The following is a 26,628-nucleotide window of genomic DNA, read 5'->3' on the forward strand; positions in this document are numbered from 1 at the left end:
TTTGCAGCGAAAACTCTTTTAACCTGATGTTAATGCTTTATAAAAAAGCGTGCCAGTTCTCCTTGCCTCATACTGGCTTTTCCATACCTTCCCGCTTCGTTTAATTCATTTTTCAAGATTCCTCTAAGCTCTTTATCCGTTAAATTAGCCGGCGTTTTTTTCTCTTTCTTCGGTGCTTCTTCCGGAGTTTCTTTGTTTTCTTCATCCAGCAGAAGCTTGATGCCGGCCATATTTAATCCTTTGTCTAAGAGATCCTTGATTTGAAGCAGCCTGTCTACATCGTTAAATGAAAATAGACGCTGATTTCCTTTTGTCCGCTCGGGAGCAATTAAATCATTTGCTTCATAGTAACGAATTTGTCTCGCAGTCAGTTCGGTTAATTTCATAACTATTCCTATTGAGAATAAGGGCATTGAACGACGATCTTGATCATTCAAAAGATGACCCCCTTCTTTATATGATATATTCAGTATAATGGATGTCAGTTTTAATGTCAATGAAATGTTAGGTTATTTAACATATAAATTATTCCATACTTGTTTTTACCCTTTCACTAAGAAATAAAACCTTGATTTTTCAATGTTTTTACCGCTTCGATAATGGCAATTTTCACATGCGTATAGGTTAAACCGCCCTGAACATAAGCTGTATATGGAGCACGGATAGGCCCGTCCGCAGACAGCTCGATGCTCGCCCCTTGTATAAACGTTCCTGCTGCCATAATCACTTCATCTTCATATCCCGGCATTTCACTCGGATAAGGTGTTACATAAGAATTAATAGGAGAGTTCTCTTGAATCGCCTGACAAAAAGCAATCATTTCCTCCGCTGTATGAAAAGTAACTGTTTGTATCAGGTCTGTTCTTTTTTCGTGATAGGACGGGGCTGTGCGGAACCCGGCCAGCTCCAGAAAACGCGCTGTGAACAAGGCGCCCTTTAAGGCTTCCCCTACAGTATGCGGCGCCATGAAGAAACCCTGATACATTTCCTGAAGCATACCAAGAGAAGCTCCTGTTTCCTTGCCCAGACCAGGAGCTGTCAGACGGTTTGCACACAAATGGATCAGGTCTTGACGGCCTGCAATATATCCTCCTGCCCGGACTAATCCGCCGCCAGGGTTTTTAATGAGTGAACCGGCAATCAAGTCGGCACCGACATGCAGCGGTTCTTTTGTTTCTGTAAATTCCCCATAGCAATTATCAACAAATACGATAACAGATGGATCAATGGCTTTCACAAAATCCACCATTTCTTTTATTTCACTAATCGTGAAGGAAGGTCTGGCATCATAACCTTTTGAACGCTGGATAGCAATTACTTTCGTCTGCTTTGTCCAGCTGCTTTTTATCGCTTCAAAGTCAATTTCTCCTGTTTCTTTTAAGGCAACCTCACGATAACCGATTTGAAAATCAGCCAGCGATCCTTCTTCTTTGCCGGGCTTCCCGATTACTTCTTCCAACGTATCATATGGATGCCCCGTAATATAAACAAGCTCATCCTGCGGGCGGAGCATACCGAATAAAGCTGTTGTAATAGCATGTGTGCCCGAAACAATCTGCGGACGCACAACGGCATCCTCTCCGCCGAAAACCTGCGCATATACTGCTTCTAAGCCTTCCCGGCCTAAATCATCGTACCCATAGCCTGTCGTCCCTTGCAGGTGTGCGTCACTAATCCGATGATTTCGGAAGGCCTCCAGAACACGTCTTTGATTTTTCTCTACAATTTCTTGTATATACTGGTGACCTTCTAAACAATCTTTTTCTGCTTCTATCATAAGTGATTCTGCTTGCATCGTTTACTTCTCCTCTACAAATCGGTGAAATGGATGATTTTTTCTGACATAGCCCTGCACATGAAATTGGTTCGTTTCCTCCAGCAGTTCTTTTTTGACAACTAACGCTGCTGATTGAAGCTGGTACAACAAATCTCCTTCACTTGAATCTAACACAATGTCAAATAAATCCCATTCTTCTTTTAATACTTCTTCCATTTTGATTAATAATGCATGTAAGTCTTCTTCCTCTAACGCACTGATTTGAATATTAGGGAATTGGTTTGCCAAAAAGAAATCGGCTTCCAGCTGATCCTTTTTATTATACACGGTCAGTACCGAGATATGGCCGGCGTCTAATTCCTGCAAAAGCTTGCGAACGGTTTCCTGCTGCTGTAATAAATCAGGATCTGAGATATCGACCACATGCAGAAGAAAATCTGCTTCTGTCACTTCCTCCAGTGTTGATTTAAATGCAGCAATCAGGGCCGTCGGGAGATCCTGGATAAACCCGACTGTATCTGTTATTAAGCTTTTCAAACCGCTGGGGAATTGAATACGGCGTGTGAGCGGATCCAGCGTCGCAAATAGTTGGTCCTCTTCTAATGAATGACTATTTGTCAATCTGTTAAATATCGTCGATTTCCCTGCATTCGTATAACCGACAATCGCTATTTGGAAAACATCATTTGACCGTCTGCGCTTCCGATATTGGTCACGCTGCTTCACAACCAGCTGTAAGCGGCGTTTGATATCATAGATTCTTCTTTCGATATGCCGGCGGTCTGTCTCCAATTTTGTTTCCCCCGGACCTCTTGTCCCGATTCCGCCGCCAAGTCTGGATAAATTAGCACCTTGTCCATGCAAACGGGGAAGCAAATACTCCAACTGAGCCAGCTCGACCTGGAGCTTTCCTTCCTTCGTTTGCGCGCGCATCGCAAAAATATCCAATATCAATTGACTTCGATCAAGGACACGAACATCCAGTGTATCGGCTAAATTGCGAACCTGGCCAGCCGATAACTCATTATTAGCTACTACCAAATCAATTCCCTCTGCGCGAACGATTTGAGCTACTTCCTGAAGCTTTCCTTCTCCGATATAGGTAGCCGGATGGATACGTTCCCGATTTTGTGTGATAACGTCCTGAACCTGCCCTCCTGCAGTTTTACATAGAGAAACAAGCTCATCTAAAGAAGACTCGAATTGACGTTCAGATCTTTCAGATTGGTTAACCGCAATTACTAATACATTTTCTACTGTCATAGCCTACCTCTTTCTTAAAATAGTTCTTATACTATCATACCCATTATTTCTATTCTAGCAACAAATCCTGGTCTGTTAAAACAATTAAATCTCTGGATACCATTTTGTCAGAGTTAAGCAACCGGACCGCTTGCAGCCGGATTGCTTTTTCAATTACATTCCGCACATATCTCGCATTCGAAAAATTATAGTTATCTTCCCGCAATTTTTTGGCCAAATGATTGCGAAACTTCCATTCCGCCTGTTTTGATAATTGATACTGTCTTTCGCTCAGCATACGGTTTCCTATATTTAATAATTCATCCACAGAGTAATCATCAAAATCTAAAATAAATGGAAATCGGGATTCGAGGCCGGGATTCATCGAAAGAAAACGATCCATTTCGCGCGGATAACCAGCAAGGATAAGCACCATATCTTCCCGTCCGTCTTCCATATGTTTTACAAGCAGATCAATCGCCTCTTTACCAAAATCTTTTTCTCCGCCCCGAGATAAAGAATAAGCTTCATCAATAAACAGAATACCGCCCATCGCCTTCTGGATAACCGCTCTTGTTTTCTGCGCTGTCTGGCCGATATATTCTCCGACTAAATCGGCACGCTCTGCCTCTATAAAATGTCCTTTCGAAAGGATATTCATATCATGATAAAGCTTTGCTAATTTTCGGGCTACCGTTGTCTTTCCCGTTCCCGGATTCCCCTTAAACAGCATATGAAGAACCTGTTTCGAACTTTTTAACCCTTCTTCCTTTCTCTTTTCATTGATAAGAATACTCGCATAAATCTCTTTAATGGACGTTTTTAAGTCATTTAATCCGACAAACGACGCAAATTCTTTATCGACGATTTCAAGCGGCGAATGCTTTTGTTTTTTTACACGGAGATTCGCGCTGGATTGCGGTGTATTCTCACTTAATATAATATTAATACGGCCATTTTTATACCCTTCTGCCTGTGCCAATTCTCCATCACCCCTTATTCCCTAACAATATACGCAAATACCTAAAAAGAGGTGACAGATGCCTATAAAGATTCGCCATAGGCTTATCAAAGCATAATGCTTTTACCTTCATTAAAAAAAGTATATTCATACAACAAGCGAGCTACCCATCTATGCTTAGACAGGTAACTCGCTTATTTATCACGTTGCTATTACATATTCGCAACAGTCGGCAAGGAAGTGGTTCCCATTAAATATTCATCAACCTGGTAAGCCGCTTCTCTCCCTTCATTAATTGCCCAGACAATTAAGCTCTGACCCCGGCGGGCATCTCCTGCTGTAAATACATTTTCTTCTGTTGTTAAAAACTTTCCATAAGCTGCAAGCACGCGGTTTCGCATCGTTTTCACCTCAAATGCTTTGACAGCTGTTTCCTCAGCACCTTCAAAACCGATAGCAATTAACACAAGCTGTGCCGGCCACACTTTTTCAGTTCCCGGTATTTCCTCAAAAAAGAAGACACCATTTTCATCCTGTTTTTTCTCCATTTGAATCGTATGCAGCTCTTTTAAATTCCCCTGCGCATCTGTTACAAATTTTTGTGTCTGGATAGAATATTCACGAATATCCTTCCTGAATTTTTCTTTCGCTTCCTTATGCGCATATTCCAGACTGAATACCTGCGGATAAGCCGGCCATTGGTTGGAGTCAGCCCGTTTCACCGGCAGCTGCGGATGCTTTCCGAATTGGACAATACTTTTAGCGCCCTGACGAAGGGCTGTGGCGATGCAATCCGCGCCAGTATCTCCGCCGCCGATAACAATCACATCTTTTCCTTCTGCATTTAACTCCTCTTCCAACTCGATATCTGCATCAAGCAGCTTTTTCGTTGAACGCGTCAAGTAATCCATCGCAAAACGGATTCCTTTTCCATCTCTTCCTTCTAAAGGCAGATCACGATGCTTCTGGGCACCAGTACAAATAATCACCGAATCAAAGCTTGCTTTCATATCCTCGGCTGAAATATCCTTTCCTACCTCGGTGTTCAATACAAAATGAATCCCTTCCTGCCGTAGCAATTGAATACGCCGTTCAACGACTCCCTTATCCAGCTTCATGTTTGGAATACCATAGGTCAATAATCCGCCGGCACGGTCTGCACGTTCGTAAATAGTTACTTCATGCCCCGCCTGGTTTAATTGATCTGCTGCCGCTAATCCAGCCGGCCCCGAACCAATCACAGCGATTTTTTTGCCAGTACGCACTTCTGGAATTCGCGGTTCAATCCAGCCTTCTTCAAAGCCTTTATCAATAATTTTCTGCTCAATATTCTTGATCGATACAGCCGGGTCATTAATCGCTACGGTACAAGAGCCTTCACATGGGGCAGGACAAACTCTCCCAGTGAATTCAGGAAAATTATTAGTTTTCATTAACCTGTCTAACGCTTCTCTCCATCTGCCTTTATAAACAAGGTCATTCCACTCCGGAATCAAATTATAGACAGGGCAGCCTGAGGTTGCCCCCTCGATTTCCATGCCGATATGACAAAACGGAATACTGCAATCCATGCAGCGCGCACCCTGCTGGCTTGCTGCATCATCAGAGAAGGTGCCAGCGTATTCTTTCCAATCTTTTATTCTTTCAAGCGGGTCACGCTCCGTTGCTTTTTTTCTTTTTATTTCCATAAATCCAGTTGCTTTACCCATTTACTCTGGCTCCTTTCTCTTCCTTCATCAAGGATTCCTCATCTAACTTTACGGTCATTTCGTTATTTTTCTTTGCCATAAACGCTTCATAACGCGCATCCTCTGTACCTAAGCCCTGTTCTTTAAACCATTGAATCTGCTGAAGCATTAATTTATAGTCTGTCGGGATTACTTTGACAAATTTCTTTACTTCTTCCTTCCAGTGCTTTAAGATAAATGCTGCTTTCTCACTGTTGGTATAATCTAAATGGTTGATAATCAAATCTTTTACTTCTTCCTGCTCTTCCAAATCTGTTATTTCTTCAAATTGAATCAGCGTCGCATTCGTTAAAGCACGGAAGGCAGGAACATCATCCGGCCTTACATAAACAATTCCGCCAGACATTCCAGCTGCGAAGTTTTTACCGACGTTGCCAAGGATAACCACTTTGCCGCCTGTCATATACTCGCAGCCATGATCTCCGACGCCTTCTACAACAATTTTGGCACCGCTGTTTCTGACTGCAAAACGCTCTCCAGCATAGCCGTGAATATATGCTTCCCCGCTTGTCGCACCGTAGAAGGAAACATTTCCTGCGATGACATTATGGCTTGCGTCAATGGTTGTTTCTTCCGGCGCACGCACAATCACTTTTCCGCCTGAAAGCCCTTTGCCTACATAGTCATTGGCATCTCCAGTTACTGTCATGGTCATACCTGCTGGAATAAACGCACCAAAGCTTTGACCGGCTGAGCCGGTAAAATGTAGATTGATGGTATCCTCCGGCAGACCTTCCTCCCCATATTTAGCTGTTATCTCACTGCCGACAATCGTACCGGCAACACGATCCGTATTTTTTATAGAGAAGCTGTCTTCCATTGCTTCGCCTGTTTCCAATGATTCTTGAACAGCAGGCAGAATTTCTTTTATATCTAAGGATTGATCTAATTTATGATCCTGCTGTGTAGTGTTTCTTTTGGTTCCTTCCACCTGATAAACAAGCGTTGATAAATCGAGATGCTTCGCTTTCCAATGTCCGTCAGCACGCGCTGACCTTTCCAGATATTCTGTACGCCCGATCATCTCATCCATTGTCCGGAAGCCGAGCTCTGCCATAATTTCCCGAACCTCTTCCGCAATAAACCGCATATAGTTCACAACATGGTCCGGGTCTCCTGCAAACTTTTTACGAAGCTCCGGATTTTGGGTAGCGACACCGACTGGGCAGGTATCCTTGTGACAGACGCGCATCATCACACAGCCGACCACAACGAGCGGTGCTGTAGCAAACCCATATTCCTCTGCTCCCAGCAAGGCTGCTGTTACCACGTCTTTTCCAGTTAACAGCTTGCCGTCCGTTTCTAAAATAACACGGTCTCTCAGTCCGTTTAGCATTAATGTCTGATGTGCTTCTGCCAGCCCCAGTTCCCACGGCAGACCTGTATGCTTAATACTTGTTTTCGGCGATGCTCCTGTTCCGCCATCATAACCGACTACAGAAATAACATCGGCATTTCCTTTAGCCACACCGGCAGCAATTGTTCCGACACCTGATTTAGCAACAAGTTTAACACTCACTCTTGCGTTGCTATTCGCATTTTTTAAATCATGGATCAACTGTGCCAAATCTTCAATGGAGTAGATATCGTGATGCGGAGGCGGAGAAATTAAATCGACTCCAGGTGTGGACCTGCGCACATCAGCAACCCATGGATATACTTTTTCCGCCGGCAGCTGACCGCCTTCTCCAGGCTTCGCTCCCTGCGCAACTTTTATTTGCAGTTCTTTCGCATTTATCAAATAATTACTGGTCACTCCAAAGCGGCCGGATGCTACCTGCTTAATTGCGCTGGATCGTAAATCCCCATTCGCATCCGGGGTGAAGCGTGCTGTATCCTCGCCGCCTTCTCCGCTGTTGCTTTTACCGCCGAGGCGATTCATGGCAATCGCCAATGTCTCATGTGCCTCTTTACTAATAGATCCGAACGACATCGCTCCTGTTTTAAACCGTTTTACAATCGTGTCCACAGATTCTACCTCATCGATAGAAATCGAGTTTGTCTTTTTAAAGTCAAATAGATTTCGTAAAAAGCCGATACGCGCTTCATTTGATTCTTTAGAAAATTGCTTGAACAGCTTATAGTCCCCGCGCCGGCAGGACCATTGCAGCTTATAAATCGTTGACGGATTAAATGCGTGATGTTCACCTGTTTTTCGCCATTGAAACTCACTTCCTGAATCCAGAAGCTGATCAAATGCTTCCTGGTACCCTTCCTGATGACGTTTCTCTGTTTCAAGCTGAATCACACCCAAATCAATTCCGTCTATTTGCGAAGCCGTTCCGGTAAAATAATCTTCAATGACCTGCTTGCTGATGCCGACCGCCTCAAAAATCTGAGCACCGCGATAGCTCTGTACAGTTGAAATTCCGATTTTAGACATTACTTTGATAATGCCTTCTGTCGCCACGGCAATATATTTTGCCTGTGCTTCTTTTGGATTTAATGCTAATTTACCCGTATCAAATGCCTGATGGTAGGTTTGATACACGAGATATGGGTAAATCGCATCGACTCCATAACCAAGCATGGCTGCAAAATGATGCACCTCACGCGCTTCCCCTGACTGGATAAGAATACTCGCTTTTGTACGGATACCCTCACGAATTAAAAATTGATGCAGCCCGCTGACTGCAAGCAGTGCCGGGATTGCTTTCTGCATTTGATTCATTTCTGTATCCCGCAACACCAATATATTTTTCCCTTTATAGATTGCTGCTTTCGCCTGCTCAAACACTTGTTTCAGCGCAGCTTCCAAATCATCTGTAAATAATGCTTCAATGACTTCCGCTTTTAAACCGTCTATTTCATTATTTTCAATTTTTTCCATCTGCACATTCGATAAAATTGGTGAATCCAGACGGATTCGTCTTTTCTTTTCAGTTTCCGGGTGAAGCATATCCCCCTCGCTTCCAAGCCAGGTCAGCATGGATGTCACTAACTGCTCCCGATAAGCATCAATCGGCGGATTTGTCACTTGAGCAAAGAGCTGTTTAAAATAATTGAACAGGCTTTGCGGACGTTCGGATAGAACAGCTAACGGAGCATCATTCCCCATTGCACCGATCGGGTCCTTTCCATCCTGTACAAGCGGAATCAAATACTTTTCAATATCCTCCATCGTATAACCGAATGCTTTCTGTTTATGATACAATTGCGGATCCATTTCCGTGCTTTCATCAACTTCTGGAGCTAAGACGTCGGTTTGCTCCTTTACCCAATCTTGATAGGGGTATTCTGTTGTAATAGCAGATTTTATCTCTTCATCGGAAATAATTCTTCCTTTCTCGATATCTATTAACAGCATTTTCCCAGGACTTAATCGTTCCTTTAATAAAACATTGCTTTCCTCTACGTCAACGACACCTACTTCAGAGGAATAGATAATGTAATCATCCTTCGTCACATAATACCTTGCCGGACGCAGCCCATTTCGATCTAATATTGCTCCGATTTGCTTTCCATTCGTAAAGGTAATTGATGTCGGCCCATCCCAAGGCTCCATCATCAGACTGTGATATTGATAAAAAGCACGTCTTTCCTGATTCATATGGCTATTCTTATCCCATGGTTCTGGTATCAGCATCATCGCCGCATGAGCAGGCTCTCTCCCTGCAAGTGTTAAAAATTCCAGTGCATTATCTAATGTTGCTGAATCACTTCCGTCACTGCGGATAATGGGAAGCAGCTTTTCTAAATCATCGCCAAATGCATCAGAAACAAATTGTTTTTCTCTCGCTCGCATCCAATTGACATTTCCACGTAATGTATTAATTTCGCCATTATGGATTAAATAGCGGTTCGGATGCGCCCGTTCCCAGGATGGAAATGTGTTTGTGCTGAATCGGGAATGAACGAGTGAAAAAGCTGAAACAAAATCCGTTTCCTGTAAATCTAAATAAAATCCATTTACCTGCTCTGGAGTCAGCAGGCCTTTATATACAATGGTTCTGGCAGAAAGACTCGGAACATAGAAGCGAATATTCTTTTCCTCAGCCCAATGCTCTGCTTGCTTACGAATCACATACAGCTTTCTTTCAAAAGCCATTTCGTCTGACGCCATGGTCGACCGGATAAATACCTGCTTAACTTCCGGGAGCGTTTCTACTGCACCTTTACCGATACAAGCAGTGTCTACAGGCACATCTCTCCATCCAATCAACTGCTGTCTCTCCCCCGCAATCAGCTGATTGACTTGGTTTATGACTGCTGTTTGCTCTTGTTTATCTTGAGAAAGAAAGATCATACCAACAGCATATTCTCCTGCAGACGGCAGTTGAAATTCCGGGCAGACTCTTCTGAAATATTGATCGGGAATCTGCACCATTAAACCAGAACCGTCGCCCGTCATCGGATCACTTCCCTGTCCGCCGCGGTGCTCCAGCTTACAAAGCATATCCAGCCCTTTTGTAACTGTGTCATGCGTCTGCTTCCCTTTAATATGTGCATATAAGCCAATGCCGCAAGCATCATGCTCAAAATCCGGTTGATATAGACCTTGTGCTTTTGGCAAATCTTGAAATATCATCTTTGTTCCTCCATTCCGTATCCATTAATATCTGTTTCATTCAGCGGGATGCTCTTTTCATCTCACACTGCAATAAAAGTGGGTAAAATATATTTTATGTTTTTTTATTTATCGAAACAATATATAATAAACATAGGAATAATCTAATTTTGATATGAGGTGGAAATATGGAACTGCGCCAATTAAGATATTTTGTTGCTGTAGCAGAAAGAGAACATGTATCAGAGGCTGCCTTCGAACTGCATGTTGCCCAATCTGCAGTCAGCCGGCAAATTTCAAATTTAGAAAGTGAATTAGGGGTTCAGCTTTTTGAAAGAGCTGGGAGAAATGTACATTTAACACCTATTGGAAAAATATTTTTAACTCATATAAAATCCGCTTTAAGGGGAGTGGATTATGCTAAGAAACAGGTCGATGAATACTTAGACCCGGAAGGCGGTTCAATAAAAATCGGCTTTCCGACAAGCTTAGCCAGTAATCTCTTGCCGACCGTTTTATCCGCATTTAAGAAAAGCTATCCTAATATCCGTTTTCAATTAAGACAGGGATCTTATAATTTTCTAATTGAATCTGTCCGGAATAGAGAAATTGATTTAGCATTCCTTGGCCCTGTTCCCGATAATCAGCCGGACATCATTGGCAAGGTTCTATTTATGGAAAATTTTTATGCTCTTATTCCCAGTTCTCACGCTAAATCAAACGAAGAAAAAATTTCTGTCGCAGAGTTAGAAGCGGAGAATTTTGTATTGTTTCCTGAGGGGTATGTGCTTCATCAGCTAGTTATTGATGCTTGTATCCGTTCCGGGTTTACACCGAATATTCAATCCCAAGGAGAGGACTTAGATGCCATTAAAGGATTAGTTGCGGCCGGGATGGGGATTACGTTACTTCCTGAAAGTGCCTTTAATGATTTAAATACCGCTTATAGCGCCAAGGTAGCTATTGATAATCCGCCTCTCAAGCGGGCAGTCGGTATTATCATTCCGAAAAACCGTAACCTGGCTCCATCTGAACGAGTTTTTTATAATTTTATTCAGGATTATTTTGATGTTGGGGAGTAAAAGGATACCCGTCCAGGTCTTCAAGGATGATATTTCACAAAGAAATACCAATGCATTAAAAAACTCGTATTCGCTCATTAGCAAATACGAGTTTTTCTAACTAAACAACTTATAATTCACGAACCATTTTTATAATCACATCCGCTGCATTTTTTGCTGCTTTTTCTAAAAATGCATCAAATGAAACCGATGATTTCTTTCCGGCAATATCTGATAATGCTCGAATAATGACAAATGGCGTTTGATATTGATAGCATACCTGCGCAATTGCAGCAGCTTCCATTTCTAAAGCAAGCATTTCAGGAAAACGTCCACGGACAACAGCTGTCTGATCCTCACGCTGCATAAATGAATCACCAGTTGCAATAATACCTGTTTCTGCCTGAATACCTGATTCTAATACTACCTTACCTGCCAAATCTATCAAATCAGGCGAAGCTGTATAGACTGCAGGCATCCCCGGAACTTGTCCATAGACATAATTAAATGCTGTCGCATCCACATCATGATGCAATACCTCGGTGGAAATAACAACATCTCCAACCTCCAGGTTTTCAGCAAAACCTCCTGCAGACCCAGTATTAATAATTTTATCCGGATTAAACCGTTCATGTAAGATGGTTGCAGACATGGCTGCATTTACTTTCCCGATACCGGATAGCATGAGGACAACTTTTTTCCCTTCCAGGTAACCTTGATAAAAATGAGTCTTTGCTATTTCAATTTCTCGTACATCAGTCATGCTTTGTTTCAGTAATTCAATTTCTTCATCCATTGCTCCAATAATTCCGATAGTCATTCTAATCCTCCATTATTGTCCCGCGTCAATTTAATTCAATTCTTCTACCTGAGTCGGCTGCCAGCCTTCACCGTCAACCCAGTCTAGGAATACACGATAATTCTCTGAATTGCTTGAATCGGAAACGGTAGCAATTACTTTGTCAGGTCCATTATTTCCAACCCAGTGCTCTATCATACCATCTTCACTTAAACCAGTAACTTTAGAGACTGCTCTCTTAATTTCAACACGGTCTGAAGATCCATCACTAAAATCTGTATTATGGTCGCCTTCCTGTTCTGTACCGATCGGATCCCAGTCACCGGTATAGGCCTCCGCAACGTCATCACCGGAAGGTTCTGCAGACTCTCTGTCTTCGTAGGAATTATCTTCTTCATTTTCTTCCTCATTCTCATCTTCTTCATTGGCTGCATCTTCATCAGCATCCTCGTCTTCATCTGCATTGTCTTCTTCTCGATTTGCGTCCTCATTGTCAGATTCATTGTTATTTTCTTCATCTTCATTAGATTCCGGATCGGTTATTAAGAAGCCATTATCATCTTCTCCGCCGGCCTCCCCATTATCTTCCTCTGACGTATTTTCGGATGCATCCGATTCAGTACCTTCCTCCGTTGTATCATCTCCGCCGCCAAACACCCATATCGCAAGAAAAATAACTAAGACGATTCCTGCAGCAATAGATAGAATGGTAATTGCGTTTGTATTTTTTCTTCTTTTTTCAAATTTGTTTGATCTTGTCTGACTCACCAGAGATTCCCCCTCGCTACACTATTTACTTTATACTATCCTATCGAATCCAGCGATTTTTGTCTATTCTATTTTAGCACAAAATTACTGTTTATTTCTTGTTTAAACTTAAAGGATTAAGAGAATGTGATGAAGATAGACACCTTATTTAAATCCTTAAAAATTCGGGTATGTAATACTATTCGTACATATTGTTTGGTTTTTAACGTTTTAATTAGAAAACTATTGCGGTTCCTGTTTTACAACATCGCCGCATTAATACAGCAAACAGGTTTATATTTTCAAACAATATAGAAATATATAGAAGTACGAAAACTTACAGTTGTGTTTAACTGTAAGTTTTCGTACTTCAAAAATATACGTTTGGATAACCTTTCTACTGGTCAAAGATAATACCTTTTTCTCAGCAGCTTCAATGAGATAAAAGTTTACGCAAACGCTTTCCAATTTTTATTCAACATTGGTTATGCGGACTTCAATGTCTCCAGCTGGTGTAGCTACGGAAACTTCCTGTCCAATTTCTTGTCCTAACAGGCTTTTTGCCATTGGAGAATCATTGGAAATTTTCCCTTCAAAGGGATCAGCTTCTGCACTGCCGACGATAGTATATGTTTCTTCATCCCCATCAGGTAATTCCACAAATGTAACTGATTTTCCCATTCCGACTACATTAGGATCTTCATTATCATTCTCAATAATTACGGCATTGCGAATCATGTTTTCTACTTGGGTAATACGCTGTTCCACAAACGCCTGCTCATCTTTTGCCGCATCGTACTCCGAGTTCTCGGACAAATCTCCGAAATCACGAGCTACTTTTATTCTTTCAACGACCTCTTGGCGACGGTCCGTTTTTAAATAATGCAATTCTTCCTCTAACTTGTCTTTCCCTTCTTGTGTCATGTAAAAGCTTTTTTCTGCAGCCATCTTCTAAACACTCCTTCTAATTTCTTTTCTATCTGGTAATAATCGCAGCTTATTCTCAAACCTGGTTTATCCAAAAGAACACAGCTGCCTATTCCTAGTATATATAATTTAATTAATAAAATTGGCTATATAGCTTATGTGCTAACTCTTCAAAATATACTAATCAATACTATGGCAGATATTACCTAAAATATCAAGAAAAATAATTATAAATTTGAATTCTTTACTAAGATATTTTCAATTTTAGATGCCATAATATCCACTGCAACATGATTTTCTCCGCCCTCTGGAATAATCAAATCTGCATATCGTTTTGACGGTTCAATAAATTGCATATGTGCCGGCCGGACCACTTGAATGTACTGGTCAATGACTGAATCCAATGTTCTCCCGCGATCTTTAATGTCTCTTAATAGCCGGCGGATAATTCTCAAATCTGCATCGGTATCGACAAATACTTTTATATCCATTAAATCAACGAGGTTAGCATCCTCTAAAATCAGAATTCCTTCAACGATAATGACTTCTTTGGGCTCAACATGGATTGTTTCTGTTGAACGGTTATGCACCTTATAATCATATATAGGCTTTTCAATTGATTTATATTCAAGTAATTGTTGAAGATGCTCTACTAATAAATCGTTATCAAATGCCAAGGGATGGTCATAATTTGTTTTTAATCTTTCCTCAAAAGGAAGATGCGACTGATCCTTATAATATGCATCCTGCTCAATTACCAGGATGGACGTTTCCTTAAAACGCTCATAGATAGCTCTTGTAACGGAGGTTTTTCCACTGCCGCTTCCCCCGGCAACACCGATTACAACGGGTTTATTTTTTTCCATGCTGCTAACTCCTTACACACCTTACTTTTTATAGCTAATGGAGACACCATCATCCATCGGTATAATCGATGTATGATAATCCGGATGATTCACTAGCATCTCATTGTACGATCTTAATTTCCGTACCAGTGTTTTATATTTTTTAGGCACCTCTTCATTCGAGAAGACCATGCCCCGAAATAATACATTATCGGTAATCAATACACCTCCGGGCATCAGCATTTTATCTGCTAAATCAAAATAAACTTGATATTGCCCTTTTGCTGCATCAATAAAAATAACATCATACTGTAATTTTTTTTCAGCTAATTCCTGCATGACTTCTGCGGCGTCTCCAAAAATAACTTCGATTTGATTATCACGTTTCTGTTCCTTGATATTTGTGATTGCTTCCTGATAACGATTGGCATCTTTTTCAATGGTAACGATATTTGCTTTTGACGCTCCTTCCAGCATACGCAATGCGGAATAACCAATCGCTGTGCCTACTTCTAAAATCTTTTCCGGCTGCTTCATCTTTAAAATAAGATTAATCATATGCATGCTGCTCCGGTTGATAATCGGCACATGATTGATTTCGGCATATTTTTCAAGAACGTCTGCAGCTCCTGAAGAAGCAGGAAGCAGATTTTCCAAGTAGCTCTCGATATCTTTTTCCATTTCATCATTTCCTTTTACATTCAACCATTATAATTGGTTCTTCACCAAAATCGATGGGTGACAATGCAGCTTTATTTTTAATATTAACAACCGCTGTGAGGGCATGACGGGTTGAGCAATCGCAACCAATTCTTAGAAAAACACGACCCTTTCCTGACGGCTAAAAAAGAAAACGGAAAATGGAGAAGCTCTCCATTAGTCCGTTTAAGAGTGAGCACTTTTGGAACACACTTTAATTGATATATTTTTCCCGGTTTTCTACATGTTCATCAAATGTTTCAGCAAAATGAATATTACCATCTTCATCATGTAAGAAATACAGATAATCGGAATCTTCCGGTGAGATTACTGCTTTCAAGGAGTTTTCCGCAAAATTCGATATCGGGCCTACCGGCAGTCCATCCACCAAATAGGTATTGTAAGGTGACTCGGTTTCTAAATCATCAAAGGTGACCACTGCTTGATGTTCTCCTTTTGCATACAATACCGTTGGATCTGTCTGCAGCTGGATATCCTCATCCAAACGATTCTGGAATACGCCGGCAATTTGTGCGCGCTCCTCTTCATGAGCAGTTTCTTTTTCCACTACGGATGCAAAGGTTATCGCTTCGTGTGGAGTAAAACCTCGATCTGCAATCTCTCCTTCATATTGCTGGAAGATAGAATTTGTTTGTTCTACCATACGATCTATTATCGATTCAATGGATGGTTCTTCTTCATAAAACTCATAAGTGGAAGCAAACATATAACCTTCTAAAGGGGTACGAATATCTTCATCCAGAATATCCTCCGTCAGTAAGGAAGGATATTCCTCCATTAATTCCTCAATAAAATCTGGATCATTGGCAACCTCCAGGAAATCTTCCTCCGAAAAAGAAAGCTGCTCACTATATATTTCAGCAATTTGGTCTACAGTCAATCCTTCAGGGATTGTAATAGTATGGACCGCATCGACAATAATTCTTCCATGCTGCAGCGATTCAATAATTTCATCCATGCTCATGGCTGTATTGAATGTATAATTTCCAGCTTGAAATTCGTTCACATTATTAAATTTTGTATAAAAACGAAATACACGGGCATCCTTGATAATTCCGTTTTCTTCAAGTATCCCGGCTATCGTTGAGCTGGAAGACCCAATCGGGATTTCCACTTCTACAGGAGTTGAATTTTCTTCATCAATAGGCTGTAGTGCAGAATGAATATATAAATAACCTGAAATTCCGCCGATTATTAAGATGAGCGTAAAACAAACAATAATAATTGCGACAATCTTTCTTACTTTAGAAGCATCTTTTGCTCTTTGTATAAGATTCTTTTGGAATCCGTTATGCTTGTCATCTTTTGACACTCTGTGTCCCCCTTTCATCCGCTTCATTATACTAAATTCATATAAAATTATCCAATATTCCTGTTATTTTATTTCATCCTTCTACATCTTAAACAAAAAGATTCATTTTCAACAGGAATTTTGAAAAAAATATATATTTCAGCAGGTATGAAAAGGGATAGAAAGCAGCAATTACACGGGAAAAGAAAGCTGATGTCACAAAATGTGAATGTCAGCTTTCTTTTATCTCTTTACTCTTCTTCTTCAGCTAATGTGTTTAACATTTCCTCTACCATGCTCCACTCTTCATCGGAATCAATCGGGTACAGGGTAAAATCTTCATTCTCCTGTTCTTCGTAACGGAATGCGTATACCTCTACCTCTTCATCCTCTGCTTGTTCAGCAGGCACGACAGCAATATAAGATTGTTCTGTTTCATCCACATCAAAGGTGAATAGCACTTCAAACAAATGCTCGTCCCCATTTTCGTCGGGGATAATAATGCGTTCTTTTTCTTCTAATGTCATTACATAATGCCTCCTTTTGAATCTAGATAACCCTGCAAAATCATTGTAGCTGCCATCTTATCAATTACTTTTTTCCTTTTCTTACGGCTCATGTCCGCTTCCAGCAGTACACGTTCCGCTGCCATCGTGGTTAAACGCTCGTCCCATAATACCACAGGCAATTCATACTTTTCCTTTACATACGCAGCATAGCGCTCGGACGCCTCGCCTCTTTCACCAATCGTGCCGTTCATATTTTTAGGGAGTCCGATTACAATCAGAGATGCTTCATTTTCCTCAATCAGACCCTTTAGTTCTTCATCTGCAGATTCAAATTCATTCTCATCCCAATAAATAGTGGTTAGCCCTTGCGCTGTCCAGCCAAGGGCATCACTTACGGCAACACCTATTGTTTTTGAACCCACGTCTAAACCTATCGCTTTCATGAATTCTCCTTATTCTGTTCTAGATAAAACTTTACAAGTTCTTCAATAACTTCATCCCGTTCAACTTTACGTATCAAATTACGCGCATCATTATATCTAGGAATGTATGCAGGATCACCTGACAATAGGTATCCGACAATCTGATTGATCGGATTATATCCTTTTTCCTGTAATGATTCATGAACAGTCATTAAAATCTTTTTAATATCCTGGTCAAATGGTTCTTCGGAAAAGTTGAATTTCATTGTTTTATCAATTGAACTCATAATGACACCTCGTCCTTCATTAACCTTCTACTTCTATTTTAACATGTTTATCTCTATCATTATACTTATTAACGAGAAAACATACAACCAAGGATTAAGCATTTGTCACGTCTGTTACATAAGTTAAAGCACTTTGTAATGCTTCTGTAACTTTAGATGGGTCTTTTCCCCCAGCCTGTGCCATATCCGGACGGCCACCACCACCGCCGCCGCAAATTGCAGCTGCCTGCTTCACCAAGTTTCCGGCATGGAGATTTTGTTTCATCAGGTCTTTTGTCACTCCTGCAATAAGCTGTACTTTATTATTATTGACAGCTGCGAGAAGAATTACACCTGATTCTATTTTTTGTTTTAATTCATCTACCATCGAACGTAACTGATTCATATCTTTTACATCGACTTGTTTAGCCAGAACTTTTACATTATTTACCTCTTTTATTTCATCTAAAATAGAAGATGCTTCGAGATTAGATAGTTTAGCCTGCAGTGAATCTACCTGTTTTTGTGTTTCTTTTAATTCCGATTGTAAAGCAGTCACTTTTTGCGGAATCTGCTCGTCTTTAGCTTTTAATAATGTACCTGACTGCTTCAACAATTCGATTTTATTATTTAAATAGCTGTAAGCTTCTTTGCTTGTAACAGCTTCAATCCTTCTTGTACCTGCACCTATGCCGCTTTCTGATACGATTTTAAACAAGCCTATTTCAGCTGTATTGCTCACATGGCATCCGCCGCACAGCTCAATACTGTAATCATTGATTTGAACAACCCGGACAACATCGCCATATTTTTCACCGAATAAGGCCATTGCCCCCATCGCTTTTGCTTCTTCAATTCCTTTTGTTTCAATCACAACCGGAATCGATTCCCATATTTTTTGATTTACTATTTTTTCGATTTCATCCAGTTCTTCATCCGTTACACTGCTGAAATGAGAAAAATCAAAGCGGAGACGATTGGTCCCGTTCAATGAACCTGCCTGATTAACATGAGAACCCAGTACATCTTTTAATGCCTGATGAAGTAAATGCGTCGCCGTATGGTTTTTAATGACATCATTCCGAAATGCACGGTCAACAACCGCTTCTGCTTGCTCCCCAACCTGTAATACGCCCTCTTTTACTTCTACACGGTGTATATGCTGGCCATTTGGAGACTTTTGCACATCCGTAACGACCGCATAGGCATGATCTGTTTGAATGAAACCAATATCAGCAACCTGCCCACCGCTTTCCGCATAAAATGGCGTTTCCTTCAGCAGAATATATGCTTCTTGTCCTGCTTCTGCAGATTCTGTTGTTTCTTTGCCCTGAATGATTGCTTGAATGACCGTTTCTTTTTCTAATAAAGAATATCCTACAAATTCACTTTCTACATCTATCGTTGAAAAAACAGTGTCTTGAACCTGCATGGAATCCACTTTTTGCCGTGCATTTCTTGCTCTTTCACGCTGCAGCTTCATTTCATTTTCAAAGCCTTCTTGATTCACAGTAAAACCAAGTTTTTCTACATATTCTTCTGTTAATTCCTTTGGAAAACCGTACGTATCATATAAGCGGAATACTTCTTCCCCAGGAAATATCGTGCTTCCTTTTTCTTTTTCTGCTTCCATAAGTTTGGTTAAGATTTCTAATCCATCATTTAACGTTTCATGGAAGCGATCCTCCTCCACTTTAATTATTTTTTGAATGTAGTCTGTTTCCTTTACAACCTCCGGATAGAAATCTTTCATAATTTCAGCTACTACCGGAACAAGACGGTACATAAAGGCTTCATGGATATTAAGGTCCTTCGCAAAACGGATAGCACGGCGAAGCAGCCGGCGCAGGACATAACCTCTGCCTTCATTCGACGGCATGGCCCCATCACCAATGGCAAAGCTGACTGTTCGAATATGATCAGCAATTACTTTAAATGCCGTATCCGCTGCATCATCCTCCCCATATTTGCTGTTTGCAATCATTTCCGTTGCCTGGATAATCGGCATAAATAAATCTGTTTCATAGTTTGTAGGTACCTCTTGAATAATGGAGGTTAACCGTTCTAATCCCATTCCTGTATCAATGTTTTTCTTTGGCAGCGGTGTATACGTATCGTCTGGATTATGGTTAAATTGCGAAAACACGAGATTCCAAACCTCTAAATACCTGCTGTTTTCTCCCCCCGGATAAAGTTCTGGATCAGCCGGGTCATTTCCATAGCTTTCGCCTCTATCATAAAAAATCTCGGTATTCGGTCCGCTTGGGCCTTCTCCAATATCCCAGAAGTTTTCTTCCAATCGGATGATCCGCTCTTTTGGCAGACCAATTTTTTGCAGCCAAAGATCATACGCTTCATCATCTTCCGGGTGAACCGTGACAGATAATTTTTCCGGATCAAAACCTATCCATTTCTCATCTGTCAAAAACTCCCATGCCCATTCAATCGCTTCTTCTTTAAAATAATCACCAATGGAGAAGTTTCCTAGCATCTCAAAAAACGTATGGTGACGCGCTGTAAAACCGACGTTTTCAATATCATTTGTACGTATTGCTTTTTGTGCATTCACAATCCTAGGATTATCCGGGATAATCCGGCCGTCAAAATATTTTTTTAATGTTGCCACCCCGCTATTAATCCAAAGAAGCGTAGGGTCTTCATGCGGTACTAAAGAAGCACTTGGTTCAACCTGATGCCCTTTCTCTTTAAAAAAATCAATAAACATTTGCCGAATTTCTGCGGAACTTAAAAATTTCATTATCATTTTCCCTCCTTTTTTTATCAAACAAAAAATCTCCTCTCTGCATCATTGCAGGGACGAGATTTCGCGGTACCACCCTTATTATGAACAATCCATGTTCATCACTTTCATCATTATAACGGTATGATACCGACGGGGATTAGCCGTACTCCAGTGTAGCTTTCCATAACAGTATAATTAGGATTCCTTTCAGCCGGGGGAGTCCCTCTCTTGAAATATCATGTCATGTACTTAATACCTTCAACGTGTTCTACATGATTAAAAATGACAGTTTTTTATCATTTCCTGTTGTTTGTATGATTATAGCGTTATTATAGTGATTTTTCCGCTGTATGTCAATTTTTCGCCTTTAGAAAATACATAATGAAATACTTATTTCTAATTTAGCCGGCTTTTGAAACCTGATACTGCTGAATCAATACTTTCAACATGGTAAAAACAGGGACTGAAATAACCATACCAATGACGCCGGCCAGTTGTCCGCCTAATAACAAGGCGAAAATAATGCCGATCGGATGAATCTTTACTGTTTTTCCCATTATATATGGCGATAACAGATTACTCTCAATCAATTGAATGACAAAGATGATCACGATAACGAATAATGCTTTTTCCGGTTCAACCATATAAGCAACGGTTACTACCGGGATAGCACCAAGGATCGGACCAAAATAAGGAATGATGTTGACGATTGCCAAAATGATTCCCAGCAATAAAGCATAAGGTAAATCTAACCACATCCAGCTCAAGGTGGAAATAACGCCGACTGCTGCGCTGATAATAAACTGTCCACGAATATAACCGCCGAGTCCTTTCCCTATTTCTTTGCATACATTTCCTGTGTCGCTTCGATATTTATACGGGATAAGTCGAAACAGAAAGGATTTGATAAATGGATAATCCTTTAAGAAATAAAAGACAAGGACCGGGATAATCGTTAAGAGAATAACCGCATCCATCATTCCATTAAAACCGCCGATGATTTTCCCTGAAAAGTTGTTCATCGCATTCTCTAGGGATTGAATAAACATATCCATCCTGTCATGTACGGTCTCCGGTAAAAAAGCAGTAGAGGTATATACCTTATTTAACCCGTCTTGGTACAGCGCGATAAATTCTGGAAAGTTACGGCTCATTTCCTTCACCTGTTCAACAATTAATGGATACGCGCGATATATTGCGTAGCCGGCACCTCCAAAAAAAAGCAGATATATCACTAATATTGCGATCCCGCGATGAATCCGGTATCGATGCAGCCACTCAATCAATGGGTGCAGCAAGAAAGCCAAAATTCCGGCAATCAAAAATGGAAGCACCAGCTTAAAGACAAAGGAAAAAAATGCCGCATAATATGGTTTGGTGATAGCTAAAAAATATAAAAGAATAAAAGAAAGGATAGCAATCACAAGGAAATAGATGACTTGCTTTGCCTTTATTTTTTTCCACATAATAATCACTCCCAGTCCATGGTAGTGTAACCAACAGACTGGGAGTTTATAATAGGATGTTCAAAAAGTTACTAAATGATAATCGGCGAACTTTTTCTTTTTAGCTGACGTGGTTTTTCCGATGGGGCTAGGACTGCGGTTACTCGCCCCGCCGAAAACCATTGCCCGATTTAGAAACCCATATTATAATAATCTTCTTTCTTCTTTTGAAAATAGATCGTCTAATGAACTGAGTGTCCCGTCCGCTTCTACCTGGTGGATGTGTACTTCCTTTCCAGACACTGTTAATTCAATCGAACACACCCAGCAATAATAACTTGTGGGGCTTAATTTTCCTATTTGTTTTTCCCGGCAATTTGGACATACTAGCATACATCTTCATCCTTTTTCTGCTTCTATCAGTCCAAGTATTGCCCCAAATAAAAATATTTATACATTTAATCCATAAAATCGTAGGGAGACAGTTCTTCCTCCGGGATGTCCTCTACCGTTTCATATTCCTTCTTCTCCGCTTTTTGATTCGCTAATTGAATGTGCAGCATTTCCTGTAATGAAGTATATCTGCGATTCGTATCTTCCGTTTGCACACCTTTAATAAAGGCCTCTTTTTCACCGCAAATAATCAATGACTCTTTTCCTCTTGTAATTGCTGTATACAAAAGATTTTTTCGCAACATGCGGTGGTGTGAATAAACCACCGGAAGAATCACAATTGGAAATTCACTTCCCTGTGATTTATGAATGGAAATACAAAACGCATGAGTAAAGTTATTATAATCTTTTCGAATGAAAACAACTTCTTTATCTTCAAATGCAATTACAATCTGTTCTTCATTCTCTGCATTTTCTTCCGGTTTAAACATGGCGACAATCTCTCCAATGTCCCCATTGTATATGCCATCCTCAGGCTGATTGATTAACTGTATTACACGATCGCCGACACGATAAACCACATCCTGAAATGCAATCTCCCGTTTTTTCTCGCCGGGAGGATTAATCAATTGCTGCAATGCTTCATTGATTGCATGAATGCCAGCTTGCGAACGATACATGGGAGACAGCACCTGAATAGAAGAAGAATCAATTCCTTTTTTTTGCGCTTTATCAATAATAGATGTCAACACATCTGTCATCTGATAATCATGACAGGAAATAAAACTGAAATCACGCGCATTCTCCAACGAATTTTTATCACAATCGGTGTTTTTAATTTGGTGGGCAAGCTGAATAATTTTAGAGCCCTCTTTTTGACGATATACATCCGTTAATGAAATAACCGGCAATACCTCACTTTTCATCAAATCAGTTAAAACTTGACCCGGCCCCACCGATGGAAGCTGGTCTTCATCACCAACCAGAATAATCTGCATTGTATCGGGAATAGCTTTAAATAAGTGATTGGCTAACCAGGTATCAACCATGGAAAATTCATCAACAATCAGCAGCTTTCCGGATAATGGTTCATGCTCATCTTTTTCAAAGCTGCCCATACCGTTCCAGCCAAGTAATCGATGGATGGTCACAGCCGGCAAGCCAGTTGACTCAGACATCCGTTTTGCTGCCCGCCCGGTAGGAGCTGTTAATATAAACGGAAAATTATCTTTCTTTTGATAATCCGATAGATTTAAAGAAAGCTCGTGGATTTGGGCAAATGCTTGAATAATTCCGGTGATTACCGTTGTTTTCCCCGTTCCCGGTCCGCCTGTTAAAATCATAATTTTTGAGTGGATTGCCTGAACAATGGCATCAAATTGTTCTTTTCCATAGCTCAATGACTCTTCTTCCTCAATCTCACCCGTTATCTTCAAAAGCTCCGCCAAAGGCACTTCATCCTCTATCGGTTTGGTAAGAATTTTTTTCAAGCTGGCAGTAAAGTTATCCTCTGCATAATATAACGAGGGCAGGTAAACACGTTCATCAATGACAATAACTTTTTTCTCTGTATTTAACTGCATAATTACATCAGAAACAGAGCCTTGGTCTGGATTAGGCAGATGAAGTAAATAAATAACCTCCTGCATACATTTTTCAAACGGAAGATACACATGACCTGCCTGAATGCTTTGCTGTAGAATATAAATGACACCTGCACCAATACGGCTTTCATGTGTATGTGAAATCCCTTGTCCGGAAGCTATTTGATCTGCCATTTTGAACCCGAAGCCTTCAATATCAAAAACATATTGATACGGATCTTTTTTCAGAACCTCTAATGCTTCATCTCGATAAGTCTGATAAATGACCTGAGCCATTTTCAGACCAATTCCGTACTCTGATAATTTAACAGCAACCCGTTCAAATCCTTGATTTTCCCGGAGACGCTCAGCCAGCTTTTTTCCTGTTTCCTTGGATACGCCGGAAACGCCGTCTAAAACAGAGGGATCATCCATAATTTTAGACACAGCATTCTCTCCAAGCTTCTCTACAATTTTTAAGGCACTCTTTTTTCCGACACCGTAAAATAAATCACTGGATAAATATTGGACAAGCCCATCCTTTGTGGTCGGCAGAATGGTCTCATAGGATTGTACTTTTAATTGTGAACCATAGCGGGGATGCTTCTCCATCACTCCATAAAAACAATAGGCAGTCTGATCCTGAAGCTGATCAAAATACCCCTTTACAATGATTTCTTTATCTTGATAATCAAGGTTTGTTTTTGTTATTTTAATTCGGACGATAGAGAAATGTTCTGCCTCATTGCGAAAAATTGTATTGATGACGCTCCCTGTTACAAAAGGCAGTGCTTCCTTTGTTTCTATCTGGTTTCCCATGATGATTACCCCTTATTTATCCTCAAATTGCTCCATATACTGTAATGCAATTTTCTTTCCGTTTGCAGCTAAGACATGATCTGACTGCAATTCCAGTGCTTTTTCAAAATAACGCAAAGCTTCCTCTATTTTCTCATGGAATAAAGAAATCACACCCAGATTATAATAAGCATCGCTATGCGCTTCATCCAATTCAAGCACTTTTTCAAATGTTTTTTGCGCTTCATCTAACAATTCAACCTGAGCCAAGGACAAACCATATTGAAACAGAAAGCTCTCATCCTGAGAATCTAGTTCGGTTGCCCGCAGTAAATAAGGTAAAGACAGCTTCCACTGTTCTTGATTCCGGAAGCACATCCCGAGCATAAAGTAAGCATCCGCTTCCTCCAGCCCCTGCTCAATTGCCTTTAGAAATTTTTGCGAAGCTTTCTGGTAATCTTCCTTCTCAAAATATAAATTACCTAAACCATAATAAGCTGTTGCTGCTTTTTCATCCAGTTCAACAGCACGCTCAAAAAAGCGCTCTGCCCTTTCTGTCTCATTCAGCTGCATTAAAAGGTTGCCGAAATTAATATAACCGAGCGGATCGTTGGGTGACTCTTCAATAACGTCGTTAAACAGCTGTGCTGCTTCTTCATACTTTTTTTCATTTAATAATGCAATTGCCTGCTGATTTTTATCCATTTATCAAACCATCCTACTAACCAACATATTGTAATGCTTTATTATCTTTAATAATTTCATCAATCGTTCCGCCGCCGAGACAAATATCGCCTTGATAAAATACCACGGCTTGGCCAGGCGTAATTGCCCGCTGGCTTTCTTTAAATGCGACATAGGCTTTATCGTCTTTCACTGTCACCGTTACTTCTGAATCTTTCTGACGATAGCGGAATTTCGCTGTGCAAGTAAATGTTTCTTCAATTTGATCCGGCTGTACCCAATTAATATCCGTTGCTACGAGCGAGTCCGAATATAGATAATCATTATGATAGCCCTGTGCAACATATAAATAATTATCTTCTAAATTTTTGCCCACAACAAACCAAGGGTCACCAGAACCGCCGATGCCAAGCCCTTGACGCTGACCGATTGTATAGTACATTAACCCATCATGATTTCCTTTTTCAATCCCATCCAACGTCATCATTTTTCCTGGCTGTGCCGGCAAATATTCACTTAAAAAGGTTTTAAAATTTCGTTCTCCAATAAAGCAGATGCCGGTAGAGTCTTTCTTCGCTGCCGTTACCAAACCATAATCAGCTGCAATTTTGCGGACCTCCGGCTTTGGCAGATGCCCTAACGGAAACATGACTTTTTCTAATACATCTGAGCTGAGTTGATTTAAGAAATAAGTTTGATCCTTATTGTCATCCGCCCCGCGCAGCATTTGAATACTGCCATTTTCATCTCTTGCCACCTGCGCATAATGTCCGGTAGCTAGATAATCTGCCCCTAAAGAAAGCGCATGGTCAAGAAATGCTTTGAACTTGATTTCTTTATTACACATCACATCCGGATTTGGCGTTCTTCCCGCTTTATATTCATCCAGAAAATAGGTGAATACCTTGTCCCAGTATTGTTTTTCAAAATTGACTGAGTAATAGGGTATATCTAATTGATTACAGACCCGGACAACATCATCAAAGTCTTCTGTCGCGGTACAGACTCCAAATTCATCTGTATCATCCCAGTTTTTCATAAAGATCCCTACAACATCATATCCTTGTTCTTTTAATAGTAGTGCTGCAACGGAAGAGTCGACACCGCCGCTCATACCAACAACAACACGTGTATTTTTATTCTCTTTCATTTCCGCCCCT

The 26,628-nt window shown here is 40.6% G+C and carries 22 protein-coding genes and 1 other annotated feature; of the genes, 1 reads left to right on the forward strand and 21 read right to left on the reverse strand.

Features of this window, described 5'->3' with window-relative positions; genetic code table 11:
• Positions 1-29 precede the first annotated feature (29 nt).
• From ACW0TQ_RS05645 to gltB, 6 genes are all read right to left on the reverse strand, one after another.
• Positions 30-437: a MerR family transcriptional regulator gene (locus ACW0TQ_RS05645; RefSeq protein ID WP_042534297.1), complete on the reverse strand. Its 408-nt coding sequence runs from the start codon at positions 435-437 to the stop codon at positions 30-32.
• Between the two features lie 116 nt (positions 438-553).
• Complete coding sequence (locus tag ACW0TQ_RS05650; protein ID WP_212928155.1) at positions 554-1,795, reverse strand: methionine gamma-lyase family protein; 1,242 nt, start codon at positions 1,793-1,795, stop codon at positions 554-556.
• Positions 1,796-1,798: 3 nt separating this feature from the next.
• Positions 1,799-3,040: a GTPase HflX gene (gene hflX / locus ACW0TQ_RS05655; RefSeq protein WP_455725410.1), complete on the reverse strand. Its 1,242-nt coding sequence runs from the start codon at positions 3,038-3,040 to the stop codon at positions 1,799-1,801.
• Positions 3,041-3,089: 49 nt separating this feature from the next.
• On the reverse strand, positions 3,090-4,001 hold the full coding sequence (gene spoVK / locus ACW0TQ_RS05660) for a stage V sporulation protein K (protein ID WP_042534302.1): 912 nt from the start codon (positions 3,999-4,001) through the stop codon (positions 3,090-3,092).
• Positions 4,002-4,192: 191 nt separating this feature from the next.
• Positions 4,193-5,689, reverse strand: coding sequence for a glutamate synthase subunit beta (locus ACW0TQ_RS05665; protein WP_212928153.1), 1,497 nt, complete (start codon positions 5,687-5,689; stop codon positions 4,193-4,195).
• Positions 5,682-10,256, reverse strand: a complete 4,575-nt coding sequence (gene gltB, locus ACW0TQ_RS05670) for a glutamate synthase large subunit (protein ID WP_455725411.1) — start codon at positions 10,254-10,256, stop codon at positions 5,682-5,684. The genes ACW0TQ_RS05665 and gltB overlap by 8 nt, the downstream gene beginning before the upstream one ends.
• A gap of 167 nt (positions 10,257-10,423) precedes the next feature.
• Between gltB and gltC the strand changes: the two genes are divergently transcribed.
• Positions 10,424-11,317, forward strand: coding sequence for a glutamate biosynthesis transcriptional regulator GltC (gltC, locus tag ACW0TQ_RS05675; RefSeq protein WP_042534308.1), 894 nt, complete (start codon positions 10,424-10,426; stop codon positions 11,315-11,317).
• A 109-nt stretch (positions 11,318-11,426) separates the two neighbouring features.
• Here gltC and mtnN read toward each other — a convergent pair whose 3' ends face one another.
• The 15 genes from mtnN to mnmA form a co-directional block, all read right to left on the reverse strand.
• A complete protein-coding gene (gene mtnN / locus ACW0TQ_RS05680; protein ID WP_042534310.1) occupies positions 11,427-12,116 on the reverse strand; it encodes a 5'-methylthioadenosine/S-adenosylhomocysteine nucleosidase in 690 nt (229 codons plus the stop codon).
• A 30-nt stretch (positions 12,117-12,146) separates the two neighbouring features.
• The gene (locus ACW0TQ_RS05685) at positions 12,147-12,863 is read right to left on the reverse strand and encodes a YrrS family protein (protein WP_244882404.1); all 717 of its coding nucleotides are present in this window, start codon (positions 12,861-12,863) and stop codon (positions 12,147-12,149) included.
• A 450-nt stretch (positions 12,864-13,313) separates the two neighbouring features.
• Positions 13,314-13,790, reverse strand: coding sequence for a transcription elongation factor GreA (greA, locus tag ACW0TQ_RS05690; protein WP_042534313.1), 477 nt, complete (start codon positions 13,788-13,790; stop codon positions 13,314-13,316).
• 206 nt (positions 13,791-13,996) lie between these two features.
• The gene (gene udk, locus ACW0TQ_RS05695; RefSeq protein ID WP_042534315.1) at positions 13,997-14,635 is read right to left on the reverse strand and encodes a uridine kinase; all 639 of its coding nucleotides are present in this window, start codon (positions 14,633-14,635) and stop codon (positions 13,997-13,999) included.
• A 21-nt stretch (positions 14,636-14,656) separates the two neighbouring features.
• Entirely contained in the window at positions 14,657-15,295 is a 639-nt protein-coding gene (locus ACW0TQ_RS05700; RefSeq protein ID WP_052485077.1) for an O-methyltransferase, read from the reverse strand.
• 232 nt (positions 15,296-15,527) lie between these two features.
• Positions 15,528-16,646: an endolytic transglycosylase MltG gene (mltG, locus tag ACW0TQ_RS05705; protein WP_042534316.1), complete on the reverse strand. Its 1,119-nt coding sequence runs from the start codon at positions 16,644-16,646 to the stop codon at positions 15,528-15,530.
• 230 nt (positions 16,647-16,876) lie between these two features.
• Positions 16,877-17,152, reverse strand: a complete 276-nt coding sequence (locus ACW0TQ_RS05710; protein WP_042534317.1) for a DUF1292 domain-containing protein — start codon at positions 17,150-17,152, stop codon at positions 16,877-16,879.
• Positions 17,152-17,577: a Holliday junction resolvase RuvX gene (gene ruvX / locus ACW0TQ_RS05715; protein WP_042534319.1), complete on the reverse strand. Its 426-nt coding sequence runs from the start codon at positions 17,575-17,577 to the stop codon at positions 17,152-17,154. The genes ACW0TQ_RS05710 and ruvX overlap by 1 nt, the downstream gene beginning before the upstream one ends.
• Positions 17,574-17,843, reverse strand: a complete 270-nt coding sequence (locus ACW0TQ_RS05720) for an IreB family regulatory phosphoprotein (RefSeq protein ID WP_042534321.1) — start codon at positions 17,841-17,843, stop codon at positions 17,574-17,576. The genes ruvX and ACW0TQ_RS05720 overlap by 4 nt, the downstream gene beginning before the upstream one ends.
• Before the next feature lie 94 nt (positions 17,844-17,937).
• Positions 17,938-20,580, reverse strand: a complete 2,643-nt coding sequence (alaS, locus tag ACW0TQ_RS05725) for an alanine--tRNA ligase (protein ID WP_042534323.1) — start codon at positions 20,578-20,580, stop codon at positions 17,938-17,940.
• 52 nt (positions 20,581-20,632) lie between these two features.
• Positions 20,633-20,836 (reverse strand) — a binding site (T-box leader).
• Positions 20,837-20,966: 130 nt separating this feature from the next.
• Positions 20,967-22,031, reverse strand: a complete 1,065-nt coding sequence (locus ACW0TQ_RS05730) for an AI-2E family transporter (protein WP_052485078.1) — start codon at positions 22,029-22,031, stop codon at positions 20,967-20,969.
• 183 nt (positions 22,032-22,214) lie between these two features.
• A complete protein-coding gene (locus tag ACW0TQ_RS05735; RefSeq protein WP_084612979.1) occupies positions 22,215-22,403 on the reverse strand; it encodes a hypothetical protein in 189 nt (62 codons plus the stop codon).
• Positions 22,404-22,468: 65 nt separating this feature from the next.
• Entirely contained in the window at positions 22,469-24,805 is a 2,337-nt protein-coding gene (gene recD2 / locus ACW0TQ_RS05740) for an SF1B family DNA helicase RecD2 (protein WP_042534325.1), read from the reverse strand.
• Between the two features lie 12 nt (positions 24,806-24,817).
• Positions 24,818-25,489, reverse strand: a complete 672-nt coding sequence (locus ACW0TQ_RS05745) for a tetratricopeptide repeat protein (RefSeq protein ID WP_042534326.1) — start codon at positions 25,487-25,489, stop codon at positions 24,818-24,820.
• Positions 25,490-25,505: 16 nt separating this feature from the next.
• Positions 25,506-26,618, reverse strand: coding sequence for a tRNA 2-thiouridine(34) synthase MnmA (gene mnmA / locus ACW0TQ_RS05750; protein WP_042534327.1), 1,113 nt, complete (start codon positions 26,616-26,618; stop codon positions 25,506-25,508).
• Positions 26,619-26,628 lie beyond the last annotated feature (10 nt).

This window comes from Oceanobacillus sp. M60 (assembly GCF_053839645.1).